The organism is Oceanimonas baumannii, assembly GCF_002245495.1.
Lineage (GTDB): Bacteria > Pseudomonadota > Gammaproteobacteria > Enterobacterales > Aeromonadaceae > Oceanimonas > Oceanimonas baumannii.
This window is the reverse complement of the sequence record NZ_NQJF01000003.1, coordinates 194,737-206,695: the sequence shown is the minus strand read 5'-3', so window position 1 is coordinate 206,695 and position 11,959 is coordinate 194,737. Positions and strand designations below refer to the sequence as shown.

Sequence of the window (11,959 nt, the reverse complement as noted above, 5' to 3'; positions counted from 1 at the left end):
GGCGCGAATGGTAACGTAACTCCACAGGCAAGAAAACAGCATTTTTCAAAAACCCCCGTGCTACCCTGAAGGGAGCTTTTGCTTTCACAATCAAAACAGAAGGTTGGTTTTCCGGATACCCCTATGGATACAGAAATCGAGATCAAGTTTCTTGTCTCACGTGATATCAATGGCAGCCTGACCGATCTACTGCCTCCCTGCCAGATCCTGGAGCATGACCACCGTCACCTGGCCAACACCTATTATGACACGGCGAGCCTGGATCTTCGTCGTGCGGGGGCCGGCTTACGCATCCGCAGCCAGAATGGTGATATGGAACAGACCGTCAAGCTGGCGGGCAGTCAGGTCGGCGGTTTGCACCAGCGGCCGGAATATAATGTGGCACTGAGCGCGCACAGCCCCGACTTGTCGCTGTTTCCTGCATCCATCTGGCCGGAAGACATTGATATTTATGCGCTGCAGCAGGAACTGCAGCCGCTGTTCTGCACCGACTTTGTGCGCCAGCGCTGGCTGATCGCGCTTAATGGCAGCGAAATTGAACTGGCACTGGACGAGGGCGAGGTGCAGGCCGGAGAGCGGCGAGAGCCCATTCTGGAACTGGAGCTTGAGCTGGTGCGTGGTGATGCTTCCGTACTGTTTGAGCTGGCTGAGCAGCTGGTGCAGGGAGGGGGGCTGCGGCTGGGGGCGGTATCCAAAGCCCAGCGTGGTTACCGGCTGGCGGGGCTGAGCCCCATGCCTCAGTTACAACCCCTGGAGCCGACACCACTTGCACCCGGAGAGCCCTGCGAACAGTCGATGGTGGCGCTGCTGCATCAGGCCCTGGGACACTGGCAGCACCATGAAGAAGGCTGGCTCTCTCAGCCCGGCATTGACTGGCTGGTGCAATTGCGGGAAGGAGCCGCGCTGGTACATCACATTCTGCTGATGTTTGGTGAGCGGGTTTCTTTGCGGGTAAACAGCGGTTGGGTTGATGACTTGCTGTGGCTGCAGCAGCAGCTGGCCTGGCTGGATCGGGCTCAGATGCTGGCACATTTAACCGCCGACAAGGGGCATTATCTGCGCCGGCTCGACTGCCGTAAAAGTCTGCTGCGGTTGCTAGCCGGACAGCAGCAGAACCTGCCTGATGAGCAGCGGTTGCGGGAACTGCTTTACAGTCCCCGTTATGCCCGTCTGGTACTGGGCCTGACGCATTGGCTCTACCGCCAGGACTGGCGTGCAGGGCTGAGTCGCGAACAGCAGAGCCGGCTGCTGGCGCCGGTGTCGGAGCTTGCGGCACCTTTGCTGGAAGACAGCTGGCAGACTCTGCGTCACAGTGCCTTGGGGGCCGAGGAGCTGACGGCGGAGCAATATATTCAGCAAAAAGGCAAGCTGCGCCGTACTCTGATGGTGGGCCTGTGTTTCAGTCAGCTGTTTCCGGAAGCGGAGCGCCTGGGTTTTCGCATGCCCTGGCTCGATATTCTGCGTGGCATTGAAGATCTCGATATGCTCTCACCGTTACCTGATCTAAGCGAGCAACTGAGCCCGGCAGAAGCCGAAGAGCTGGAGCAATGGCTGGCCCGCAAGCAGGGGTTTCTGCTGGAAGCGCTGGAACAGTCGCGCCGGCAGGCGCTGGAGCTTACCCCCTACTGGCGCTGAGGCGCGCACTGAAACAGCCCTCACTCAGCGGGGCCGTGATAGTAAATAGCGGTGGACTTGCCCGGCTGATGCCGGGCCTGCAGACGAACTGTTCTTCCCGCAACCGGGTTCAGTCCTTTGGAGGAGTTGTGGTTTTGCTGTACTCCAGCAGTTCGTCCATGACTTTGTGCTTTATCTCCAGTTGTTGCTCTGGATCCAGACCATAGCGCACCGCCAGCCGGGCGTAATCATCCGGGCTGAGCGACACCGTTAACCGGGGACGTTTGGGACGAGCCGAGGTAGGCAGGCTCAGAATATGCCGGATCTGATCCGAGGGGCTCAGGCCATTGTCCAGCGCCTCACGACGGATGCGATATTGCAGCTGTTCATCCATATCAAAGGCCACCTGCACTGCCCGGGCTGCCCGTACAGAACTCTGCCATTTATCCGGCAGCTTACGTTGGCTCATGGACGCGCATTCCGTTGTTGCTGCAGCCGTGCCAGTATTTCATCAGCACTATGCCGGCCGCGGTGATCTGCCGGAGGCTCCGGCTCGTCATGACACTGTTGCTGCTCCCGGGCCCGGATATGGGCCAGCGCCTGCTTGGCGTTAACCAGCGTAACCTCTGGATGCTCTCGAATAGCGGCCATGGTCTGGCGCACACAGAGGGTGGTATTGGCCATGGCCAGCTGGCGGCACAGGTCGTGATAGTGACGCTCGGCTTCATGCCAGCGCCGGCGATAATATTCCAGCCGCTTTTCACCATGAGCAAGTCGGCCGGCGTGGACGGCCTGCTCATTTTCCAGTGTTGCCAGATCCTGTGCCAGTCGGGCGGCCAGCTCCTGATTGTTATCCAGTGCTGCCAGCACTTCGGCTTCCAGTATCTGGTGCTGATGTTGCTGTCCGGCTCCGGCCAGACGGGCATCGGCAAGCTCCGCTTTTAACTGCTCGTACTGGCGCTCCAGGCCCTGCATATGTTGCTCGGCGTGGCGGCAGCTTTGCACCAGTTGCAGGCATACCTGCTCCGGATTGAGACTGCCGTCCTGTTCATTCTGCAGGCTGCGCAGCACCTGACCTAATACGCTCATCGTTGCGCCCTCACAACAAAAATTCCGCCATGTCTTCGATTACTTCTAGGCAGTTGTCACTCAGTACTGCCAGTTCATGCTCAAGGTCGGCCAGCGACGAGTTCAGCGACAGCGCGCCAAACACCACATACCAGTCATCCAGCCGGGCAAAGGCCGACAGGGGCATGGGAATATTCATATCGAGCATGGCTTCCAGCATGGCCTGTCGCCGGTTTGGATCAACCTGGCTCTCATCCCATAAATAGCTGATGCACAAGATCTGATCGTCAGACACGGAAATAAACAGGGGCAGTTCTTCCCGCCCGTCGACCATGACCCTGAGCACCTCCACCTCACCGGGGATGGGGTAGCACTGAAAGGTAAAGCCGGTAGTGGACGCCTCACCCAACTGTTCCAGATGGCGACCGATAAGTGATAGTTCCATGAAGTATCCTGACATAATAAGTCGGCTACAGCCTAAATCAGCCGGCCCTGCCTTCGCAAGCACCACGGCCGTACCACAAAATCAGATAGGGTGATAATCTGGGGATTCCCGCCGAACAGAAGGAATTGCTGATGTCTGTAATGCCCGCGCCGATGGCCGCTCAGGCTGAAAAACACTGGTCTCTTTTTGAGGAACGCGCAGCCGGTGTGCTGTCCGGATTGCACGCCGAGCGTGTTGATCGTCTGAAGCAGTTGTTTGCCTGCAGCGACTTTGCTGCCGACAGCCTGTGCCGTCAGCCCGAACTGGCGCTGGAGCTTGAGGATGAGCGAGACCTGTTTAATACGGAGCGTGCCGCTCGCTATCAGCCGGAACTGGCTGCCGCTCTCGGCGAAGTCAATGATGAAGCTGCCATGATGCGGATACTGCGTCAGTACCGGCGGCGTGAGCTGCTGTTGATTGCCTGGCGGGAAATGTTACTGGGTGCAGAGGTAGAAGAGAGCTTTGTGCATATCTCGGCACTGGCCGATGCGTTGATTGTAGAAAGTTATCGCTGGCTGTACCGGCGGCAATGCACCGAGTTGGGTACCCCCACCGATGCCGAGGGCAACGCGGTGCCCATGCTGATCCTCGGCATGGGCAAACTGGGCGGGGGAGAGCTTAACCTGTCTTCTGATATCGATCTTATCTTTACCTTTCCCCACAATGGAGTGACCCAAGGCGGGCGGCGGGAGCTGGCCAACCAGCAGTTTTTTATTCGCCTCGGGCAAAAGCTGGTGAACGCCCTTAATCAGACCACCATAGATGGTCAGGTGTACCGGGTGGACATGCGGCTCCGGCCCTTTGGTGAGTCGGGGCCACTGGCGGTGAGTTTTACCGCCATGGAAGATTATTACCAGCACCATGGCCGCACCTGGGAGCGCTATGCCATGGTCAAGGCGCGCATTCTCAATGATGAGGGGGAATATACCGCCGAGCTGCGGGCCATGCTCAAGCCCTTTGTCTTTCGTCGTTATATCGACTTTGGGGTGATCGATTCGCTGCGTCAGATGAAGGCCATGATTGCCGCTGAAGTACGTCGCAAGGGCCTGAAAGACAACATCAAGCTGGGTGCCGGCGGTATTCGGGAGGTGGAGTTTATCGCGCAGGTGTTTCAGCTGATCCGTGGCGGGCGGGAGCCGGCGCTGCAGGTCCGGCACTTGCCTGATGCTCTGCAGGCGGCCTGTGAAGCCGGCGCGCTGACGCCGGAGATCACCGGTGAGCTGCATGCGAGTTACCGCTTTTTGCGCAAGGTGGAAAACTATCTGCAGGCCTTTGCCGATCAACAGACACAGACCTTGCCGCACGACGAGCTCAATCAGGCCCGGCTGGCCTGGCTGACCGGCCATCATGACTGGAGCGCATTTCTGACGACCCTGCATGGTGCCATGGAGCGGGTGCATCGCCAGTTTGAACTGCTGATTGGCGACAGCACCGAGGCTGAAGACGAGGGGGTAGCCCAAATCTGGTCCGATATCTGGCAAACCGACTGGGAGGAAGAAAGCGAACTGGCCGCATTGCTGGAAGAGCAAGGGATGGCCGATGACAAGGCGGCACGGCTGGCCGGCGCACTTAATGCCTTCAAGGAAGAGTGCCCGCGACGGGCCATGGGCCCTCAGGGGCGTCAGGCGCTGGAAAAGCTGATGCCGGTGTTGCTGGAAAAAGTCAGTCAGTCCGACACGCCCGGCATACTGTTTGCCCGCCTGCAGAAGCTGTTGCTGCAAATCGCCACCCGTACCGCTTACCTGCAACTGCTGGTGGAAAATGCCGGTGCACTGACCCAGCTCATTCGCTTGTGCGAAGCTAGTTCTCTGGTGGCAGAGCAGCTGGCGCGCTTTCCCATTCTGCTGGACGAGCTGCTGGTACCTCAGGTGCTGTACAATCCCATTCCCCTGGACGCCTACAAGGATGAATTGCGCCAGTTTTTACTGCGGGTGCCGGAGGATGACGTGGAGCAACAGATGGAAGCTCTGCGCCAGTTCAAGCAAATTCAGTTGCTGCGGATCGCCGCGGCGGATATTGCCGGTGCGCTGCCACTGATGAAAGTCAGTGATCACCTTACCTGGCTGGCAGAAGCCATCGTGGAAGAAGTGGTCAATCAGGCCTGGTGCCAGATTAGTGCCCGTCACGGCGTGCCGGCACAGCTGGCCGGCAGCGGTGACAAGGGCTTTGGAGTGGTGGCGTATGGCAAGCTGGGGGGGATTGAGCTGGCCTACAGCTCGGATCTGGATCTGGTGTTTGTGCATCAAAGCGGTCTGAGTGGCCAGACCAATGGTGAAAAAAGTCTGGACAGTCGCCAGTTCTACCTGCGTCTGGCGCAGCGTATTATCCATCTGTTCAGTACCCGTACTGCCAGCGGTGTACTCTATGAGCTGGACATGCGGCTGCGGCCCAGCGGCAATGCCGGGCTGATGGTGACGCCGCTTGATGCCTATGGGAATTATCTTGAGAAAGATGCCTGGACCTGGGAACACCAGGCGCTGGTACGCAGCCGCCTGATAGTGGGTGAGCCTATACTGCGGGACGAGTTTTCCCGGATTCGTGCCGGTATTCTGGCTCAGCCCCGGGACTGTCAGGCGCTGGCCAAAGACGTCACGGAAATGCGGGAAAAAATGCGGGCCCACCTTATCAAGGCCGGCCCGGGGGAGTTCCATCTCAAGCAGTCGGTGGGTGGGCTGGTTGATATCGAGTTTCTGACCCAGTATCTGGTGCTGGCTTACAGCGGGCAGCACGGGGAGTTGGTTCGCTGGTCTGATAACATGCGCATTCTGGAAACGGCCGTTGAAGTGGGCTTGCTTGATGAAGAGGAGTCCCAGCGGTTGCGCCAGGCTTACTGTGCTATTCGTGACCGGGGGCACCGCCTCAGCCTGCTGGATAAATCCGGCCGGGTGCCTGATACCGAGCTTACCCGGGAACGCGGGTGGGTTGAGCAAAGCTGGAATAAATGGCTGATAACCATGCGCTAAGCCCGTAATACAAAAAACATCAGCCCCACGCAACGCGTGGGGCTGATGTTTGGCTAAGTACTGTTTCAGTAGCGGTACGCGACGCCTTCCGGAGTGGTCTTGAACCGGCGGTGCAACCACATATATTGCTCCGGAGCGCGGCGGATGGCCGCTTCAATCACCTGGTTACCCGTGATCGCATCGGCTTCGTCATCGCCCACCGGAAAGTTTTCCAGCGGAGCCTGGATGAGCAGCCGGTAGCCGTTTTCTTCACGCAGGGTAAAACAGGGCAGTGTGGCGGTTTTCTTCACCCGGGCCAGGGTGGCGGTACCAGTGATGGTGGCGGCCTGGTCGACGGCAAAGAAAGGCACAAATACACTGGCGTGGCGGCCATAGTCATGATCCGGTGCATACCAGAGCGCATCTCCGGCGCGCAGGGCCTTGAGCATGCCTTTGATATCGAGCCGGTCCACCAGATATTTATTGGAACGGCAGCGGCCATGTACCTGGGCAAATTCGAGCACCGGATTGGTGTTCGGACGATATACCCCCACACCAGGGCGATAAAGGCCAAACTGACGGGCGTTAAGCTCCAGAGTCAGAAAGTGGGCAGACAGTAACAGCATGCCTCTGCCCTGACTTACGGCGGCATCCACATGTTCTGTGCCGTCCATGGTGGTGATCGCGCGCATACGCCAGTGGGGCCAGAACCAGGCCATGCCGGTTTCGAAGAGGGCGCAACCCACACTTTCAAAGTTAGCCTTCAGCAACTGCTCACGTTCAGCTTCTCCCAGTTCAGGCAGGGCCAGTTCCAGGTTGCGCCGTGCCACTTTTACCCGTGACTTCAGTAATGTCATGGCCAGCCGGCCCAGTGTCCTGCCCAGCGCCATCTGGGCGCGCCAGGGCAACAGGGTAACCAGCAGCCAAAGCACGCCGAGTCCCAGCCAGGCAGGCCAGAAGCGAGGATGCAGCAGCGCTGCACGAAAAGAAGGAAGCCGGTGTGTTTGCATGTAACAACGCCAGTCAAAGAAGAATGGTCGGATTTTAAAGAACTCCGGCGTTAATGGCCACCCGCGACCCCAAGGCCGTGTTGGCTGTGATATTATTTGCTCTTTCCACGTGTTAAAGAGTCTTTGCCTATGAAGATCAAGCTGCCGGAATTTAACAGTGCCAGGGTGTTGGTTGTCGGGGATGTGATGCTGGACCGTTACTGGTCGGGTCCTACCGGACGCATCTCTCCCGAGGCCCCGGTGCCTGTGGTCAAGGTTGAGCACAATGAAGAACGCCCGGGTGGTGCTGCTAACGTCGCACTGAATGCTGCGGCATTGGGAGCCGGAGCCCGTCTGCTGGGGCTGACCGGCAACGATGAAGCTGCCGATGCCTTGCAGGAACGCATGCTGGCGGTAGGAGTAGACTGTGATTTTGTTCGTCACGCCACCCACCCTACCATTACCAAGCTCAGGGTGATGAGCCGCAACCAGCAGCTGCTGCGGCTGGATTTTGAGAACGGCTTTAATGCCGACGATGCGGTGCCGCTGACCGACAAACACAAGGCAGCGTTGAGTGATGCCGGTGTGGTGGTATTGTCAGACTACGCCAAAGGTGCTCTGGCCCGGGTGCAGGAGTTGATCAAGGCGGCAGCCGAGGCCGGTGTGCCGGTTCTGGTTGATCCCAAGGGCACTGAGTTTGAAAAATACCGCGGTGCGACTTTGCTCACCCCCAATATGAGTGAGTTTGAAGCCGTGGTGGGCAAAGTAAAAGATGAACAGGAGCTGGTAGAGCGGGGCCGGGAGCTGGTGAAACGCTTTGAGCTGCAGGCGCTGCTGGTGACCCGCTCTGAACATGGTATGACCCTGATCCGGCGGGAGGAGGGCGAGCTGCATCTGCCGGCTCGTGCGCACGAGGTTTATGATGTGACCGGTGCCGGCGATACCGTGATCGCCACGCTGGCTACCAGCCTGGCGGCGGGTCTGAATTTGGAAGAAGCCTGCGCCCTGGCCAATGTGGCCGCCGGCATTGTGGTCGGTAAGCTGGGGACATCCACGGTTTCCGCCATTGAGCTGGCTAATACCCTGTACGGCGCACCCGAATCGGGCATGGGGGTAGTCAGCGAACAGCAACTCAAATTTGTCGTTGAAGCAGCCCGTCGCCGTGGCGAAAAAATAGTGATGACCAATGGTTGCTTTGACATTCTGCATGCCGGCCATGTGTCTTACCTTAACAATGCCCGCAAACTGGGGGACCGGCTGATTGTGGCGGTGAACACCGATGAGTCGGTGCGGGCGCTGAAGGGCGAAGGCCGGCCGGTCAATACGGTGGAACGACGCATGGCGGTGCTGGAAGCGCTGGGCGCGGTGGATTGGGTGGTGCCTTTTGCCGAAGATACTCCCCAGCGGCTGATCGCCGGTGTGCTGCCTGATATTCTGGTCAAAGGCGGCGATTATAAACCCGAAGACATCGCCGGTTATGCCGAAGTGACTGCCAATGGCGGCGAGGTGACAGTACTCAATTTTGAAGACGGCTGTTCTACCACCGCCATTATCGAGGCTATTCGTACCCGCTGAGGGGGAGATGGCTCTCTAATGCAATGCCGGCCTTCGGGCCGGCATTTTTTTGCCCCTGGTTCAGGGGGCCAGCGAATCAATCCAGCTGCGCACAAAGCCTTGTTTGTCTAGCGGATCCAGTGCTGGCAGCAGCGCCGGGCTCAGAGGAATGGGGGTGACCGGGCCTTGTGGGATGATGGTCAGCCCGGCATCGGGAGTTAACAGCGGCAGCAGGCCGCCCTCGGCTAACGCGGTCTGGCCTGCGGGGGACAGCATAAAATCGAGTAACTCGCCAGCCAGCTTTGGGTGTTTTGCCTGGCGGGGGATAAGTGCCAGACGCATCAGGATCAGACTGTAATCATGAGGGGCAATGGCCACCAGTTGAGGGTGTTTTTCCATGGCGGCGTTGACGTAGGATCCCAGCAGGTTGTAGCCCAGTATGGCACGGCCGTCGATGAGGTCATTGAGCATTTCGTTACTGCTTTCTCCCAAGAGCACCGACAGTCCGCCAAAGGCTTCCAGCAGCCTGCCGTAACTTTCACCCTGCTGGCTGTCTTGGGTAGCCAGCAGATAACCCACACCGCTCTGAGTGATATCATAGGTGCGAATACGTCCTCGAAAGCGTTCCGGATCCCGGCGAAGCAGGGCCAGTAATTCCTGGCGGCTGTGGGGCAGGGCATACTCCGCCAGCTGTGTACGGTTGAACACCATCACTACCGGCTCTACTGTGATGGCAAATAATTCATGACGCCAGTGGGTGCCGGGGGGGAGTGCTTCGGTACGTTCGGAACGCCAGGGGCGGGCATAACCATCGTTTACCAGTTTCAGTTGCAGATCCATGGCTGAACTCAGCAGCAAATCAGCCGGGGAGTGGGTGCCTTCATCGAGAAACCTCTGGTACAGTTGCTGGGAATTGAGATCCACAAAATGAATGGCAACATGGGGCCGGCGTTGCTGAAAGGCCTGCAGCAGTGGTGCCATGTGCTGATAATCGGTAGCGCTGTAGAGTACCAGTTGCTGTTGCTGAGTATCCAGTGCAGGCAGTTGTACCGTTTGCTCCGCATGCGCGGTCAGCGAGCACAGCAGAGCCATACACCAGTATCGCCAGTTCATAACAGTGCCTCTGCGTTAAAACGAATTTCCACCATCAGACCATGGGGAACATTGTCGGCCAGATAAATGTAAGCATGATGGTGCTCGGCCACGTCCCGGGCGATGGCCATGCCCATGCCACTGCCATGATGGCGGCTGGCTGTTCCCCGGTAAAAGCGCTCAAATACTTTTTCCTTTTCATCACCGGCAATGCCGGGCCCCTGATCGCGGATGTAAATGCGTCCATCCATTGCTACGCCGATTTCCACCAGGCCGTGTTCCGGACTGTGGGCCACAGCGTTTTCAATCAGGTTGTTGAGCATTTGGGTGAGGGCAAAGGCATCTCCCTTAATATGAACCTCAGCTGGTGCAGCCTCAAACGCCAGTTCTACTCTTCGGTGCAAAGCCTGCACCGCCAGCTCCATGCATACGCGGCGGGTTAGCTCGTTGAGCGCTACCGGCTCAGGCTCCAGGCTATGAAAGCGGTGATCCAGCATCGCTTGGTTAAGCAAATGCCGCACCGTCAGCGACAATTGGTCGCATTGCTCAATCAGCTGATGCAGTAGCTGTTGCCGGCGGGCGTCATCGGTTTCGTCCCGGGCGTTTTCGCACAGAGCACGCAGGGTGGCCAAAGGGGTGCGTAACTGATGGGCGGCGACTGATGTATAGGATTCCACCCGCTCCAGCAGTTCCTGCTGGCGGGCGATAAAGTGATTAATGGTATCAAGCAGAGGCAGGGTTTCTTTTGGTAGTGGTAGTGCCAGTGGGGTGAGTGCTTTGGGAGAGCGTTGCTCGAGCGCCCGGGCCAGCTGCCGGAAGGGGGAAAAGGCATAGTAGATGCCCAGCCATAGTAAACCCAGGGCAACAGTCAGCACTGCCAACATCAGTTCCAGTGCCGGATGCAGCATGTCGTCAGCCATGGCATTACGAGCCTGTCGGGTTTGGGCCAGCTCGATCACGATTTCATCCGGTGGCAAGCGTTCCGTATTAAGCCTGAACAGCCTGGCCACCCGGATTGGTTCGCCTTGATAGATGACGTTAAAAAAGTCAGGCCTGGCTTGCGTCAGGGGCTGCTTAGAGAGTGAACGCGGGGGAGGAGCCGGCAAGTCTGGATAGCCCGTCAATACGTCGCCGTTAACACTAATACGGTAAAATACCCGATCGTTCCGGGCCTGGGCCAGAGTGGCAAAGGCCGCCACTGGCAGATCTACGGTAAAGCCCTGGCTGGTACGGCGTACCGACTGGCCCAGCTGCAGCACGGCACTACCCAGCATCAGATCATAGCTGCTATCGGCGGTTCTACGTGCATAGCCGTGCATCAGCACCAGAGTGAGTAATGCCAGGCTTACCAGGATGATTCCACTCAGTGTCAGCAGACGACGGCGCAGTGCCGGATGGCGCGGTTTGTCCGTCATGGTGTGTTTTCTGAGGGCTGTACATGGGCCACATAGCCCAGGCCGCGGAGGGTCTGAATATGCACTGAGCTGCCCGCCAGCTTCTTGCGCAGCCTGGCCACATACAACTCAATGGTGTTGGAAGACGGAGTTTCGTCGGCATTGAACAGTTTGTCGGTGATCTCTTCTTTGCTCATTACCCGCTCCAGCGCGCCGAGAAAAATCTCCAGTAACCGGAACTCCCGGTTGACCAAAGTACAGGGCTCGCCATTGATTGTGACGGTTTTGGCTGTGCGGTTGAACACCAGGTTACCGTGTTTGCTTATATCTGAAGCATAGCCCTGCTGCCGGCGTAGCAGAGCGCGAACCCGGGCTTCCAGCTCGCCAAAGTCGAAGGGCTTGGCCAGGTAGTCGTCGGCACCGAGATCCAGCAACTTGATACGATCATCGATGCCATTCCGGGCGGTAAGAACCAATACCGGTGTCACGTTTCTCCGCTGGCGCAGCTCGGCCAGCAGAGCATCGCCATTCAGGCCTGGCAGGTTGAGATCCAGAATGATCAGATCGACCTGTTGATGGCGCAGCCAATCGGCGGCCTGACGGCCATTGCCGATAAGATCGGTGCCATGCCCGAGTTTCTGCAACCGGTCGGCAATGGCTTCACCTAGCAGGATGGTGTCCTCAATCACAAGAATACGCATGTTTTGAGCCCTTTTCTTCCATGACAGCCTGATGACAGCTTGCGTCGCTAGCATAAGCAATTGTAAACCCCTTGTTAATAACGTTGATTTAAACACAAGGGGCTGGCTTCAAGTGGCCGAG

Annotated in this window: 10 protein-coding genes; 3 read left to right on the top strand and 7 right to left on the bottom strand. The window is 58.1% G+C overall.

Annotated elements, in window-relative coordinates; genetic code table 11:
- Positions 1 to 123 precede the first annotated feature (123 nt).
- Positions 124 to 1,635 (top strand): CYTH and CHAD domain-containing protein, encoded by a 1,512-nt coding sequence (locus B6S09_RS04835; RefSeq protein WP_094277371.1) that lies wholly within the window; start codon positions 124 to 126, stop codon positions 1,633 to 1,635.
- Positions 1,636 to 1,744: 109 nt separating this feature from the next.
- On the opposite strand, the gene B6S09_RS04830 is transcribed toward B6S09_RS04835, so the two are convergent.
- From B6S09_RS04830 to B6S09_RS04820, 3 genes are read right to left on the bottom strand one after another with little or no spacing between them, the layout of a single operon-like run.
- Positions 1,745 to 2,083, bottom strand: a complete 339-nt coding sequence (locus tag B6S09_RS04830; protein WP_094277370.1) for a hypothetical protein — start codon at positions 2,081 to 2,083, stop codon at positions 1,745 to 1,747.
- Complete coding sequence (locus B6S09_RS04825; RefSeq protein ID WP_094277369.1) at positions 2,080 to 2,703, bottom strand: hypothetical protein; 624 nt, start codon at positions 2,701 to 2,703, stop codon at positions 2,080 to 2,082. Before B6S09_RS04825 ends, B6S09_RS04830 begins: the two co-directional genes overlap by 4 nt.
- 10 nt (positions 2,704 to 2,713) lie before the next feature.
- Positions 2,714 to 3,127, bottom strand: a complete 414-nt coding sequence (locus tag B6S09_RS04820; protein WP_094277368.1) for a YjfI family protein — start codon at positions 3,125 to 3,127, stop codon at positions 2,714 to 2,716.
- 131 nt (positions 3,128 to 3,258) lie between these two features.
- On the opposite strand from B6S09_RS04820, the gene glnE reads away from it, so the two are divergent.
- Positions 3,259 to 6,129: a bifunctional [glutamate--ammonia ligase]-adenylyl-L-tyrosine phosphorylase/[glutamate--ammonia-ligase] adenylyltransferase gene (gene glnE, locus B6S09_RS04815; RefSeq protein ID WP_094277367.1), complete on the top strand. Its 2,871-nt coding sequence runs from the start codon at positions 3,259 to 3,261 to the stop codon at positions 6,127 to 6,129.
- 65 nt (positions 6,130 to 6,194) lie between these two features.
- Here the strand turns inward: glnE and lpxL are convergent, their stop codons facing one another.
- Positions 6,195 to 7,118, bottom strand: a complete 924-nt coding sequence (lpxL, locus tag B6S09_RS04810) for an LpxL/LpxP family Kdo(2)-lipid IV(A) lauroyl/palmitoleoyl acyltransferase (protein ID WP_094277366.1) — start codon at positions 7,116 to 7,118, stop codon at positions 6,195 to 6,197.
- A 129-nt stretch (positions 7,119 to 7,247) separates the two neighbouring features.
- On the opposite strand from lpxL, the gene hldE reads away from it, so the two are divergent.
- Positions 7,248 to 8,672 (top strand): bifunctional D-glycero-beta-D-manno-heptose-7-phosphate kinase/D-glycero-beta-D-manno-heptose 1-phosphate adenylyltransferase HldE, encoded by a 1,425-nt coding sequence (hldE, locus tag B6S09_RS04805; protein ID WP_094277365.1) that lies wholly within the window; start codon positions 7,248 to 7,250, stop codon positions 8,670 to 8,672.
- Positions 8,673 to 8,732: 60 nt separating this feature from the next.
- On the opposite strand, the gene B6S09_RS04800 is transcribed toward hldE, so the two are convergent.
- From B6S09_RS04800 to B6S09_RS04790, 3 genes are read right to left on the bottom strand one after another with little or no spacing between them, the layout of a single operon-like run.
- Complete coding sequence (locus B6S09_RS04800; protein WP_094277364.1) at positions 8,733 to 9,764, bottom strand: ABC transporter substrate-binding protein; 1,032 nt, start codon at positions 9,762 to 9,764, stop codon at positions 8,733 to 8,735.
- Entirely contained in the window at positions 9,761 to 11,158 is a 1,398-nt protein-coding gene (locus B6S09_RS04795; RefSeq protein ID WP_094277363.1) for a sensor histidine kinase, read from the bottom strand. Before B6S09_RS04795 ends, B6S09_RS04800 begins: the two co-directional genes overlap by 4 nt.
- A complete protein-coding gene (locus tag B6S09_RS04790) occupies positions 11,155 to 11,838 on the bottom strand; it encodes a response regulator transcription factor (RefSeq protein ID WP_094277362.1) in 684 nt (227 codons plus the stop codon). Before B6S09_RS04790 ends, B6S09_RS04795 begins: the two co-directional genes overlap by 4 nt.
- Positions 11,839 to 11,959 lie beyond the last annotated feature (121 nt).

Coding starts and splice junctions, on each gene's coding strand:
- lpxL (WP_094277366.1), bottom strand. CDS start 7,118: ATGCAAACACACCGGCTTCCTTCTTTTCGTGCAGCGCTGCTGCATCCT.
- B6S09_RS04795 (WP_094277363.1), bottom strand. CDS start 11,158: ATGACGGACAAACCGCGCCATCCGGCACTGCGCCGTCGTCTGCTGACA.
- B6S09_RS04800 (WP_094277364.1), bottom strand. CDS start 9,764: ATGAACTGGCGATACTGGTGTATGGCTCTGCTGTGCTCGCTGACCGCG.
- hldE (WP_094277365.1), top strand. CDS start 7,248: ATGAAGATCAAGCTGCCGGAATTTAACAGTGCCAGGGTGTTGGTTGTC.
- B6S09_RS04790 (WP_094277362.1), bottom strand. CDS start 11,838: ATGCGTATTCTTGTGATTGAGGACACCATCCTGCTAGGTGAAGCCATT.
- B6S09_RS04825 (WP_094277369.1), bottom strand. CDS start 2,703: ATGAGCGTATTAGGTCAGGTGCTGCGCAGCCTGCAGAATGAACAGGAC.
- glnE (WP_094277367.1), top strand. CDS start 3,259: ATGTCTGTAATGCCCGCGCCGATGGCCGCTCAGGCTGAAAAACACTGG.
- B6S09_RS04820 (WP_094277368.1), bottom strand. CDS start 3,127: ATGGAACTATCACTTATCGGTCGCCATCTGGAACAGTTGGGTGAGGCG.
- B6S09_RS04835 (WP_094277371.1), top strand. CDS start 124: ATGGATACAGAAATCGAGATCAAGTTTCTTGTCTCACGTGATATCAAT.
- B6S09_RS04830 (WP_094277370.1), bottom strand. CDS start 2,083: ATGAGCCAACGTAAGCTGCCGGATAAATGGCAGAGTTCTGTACGGGCA.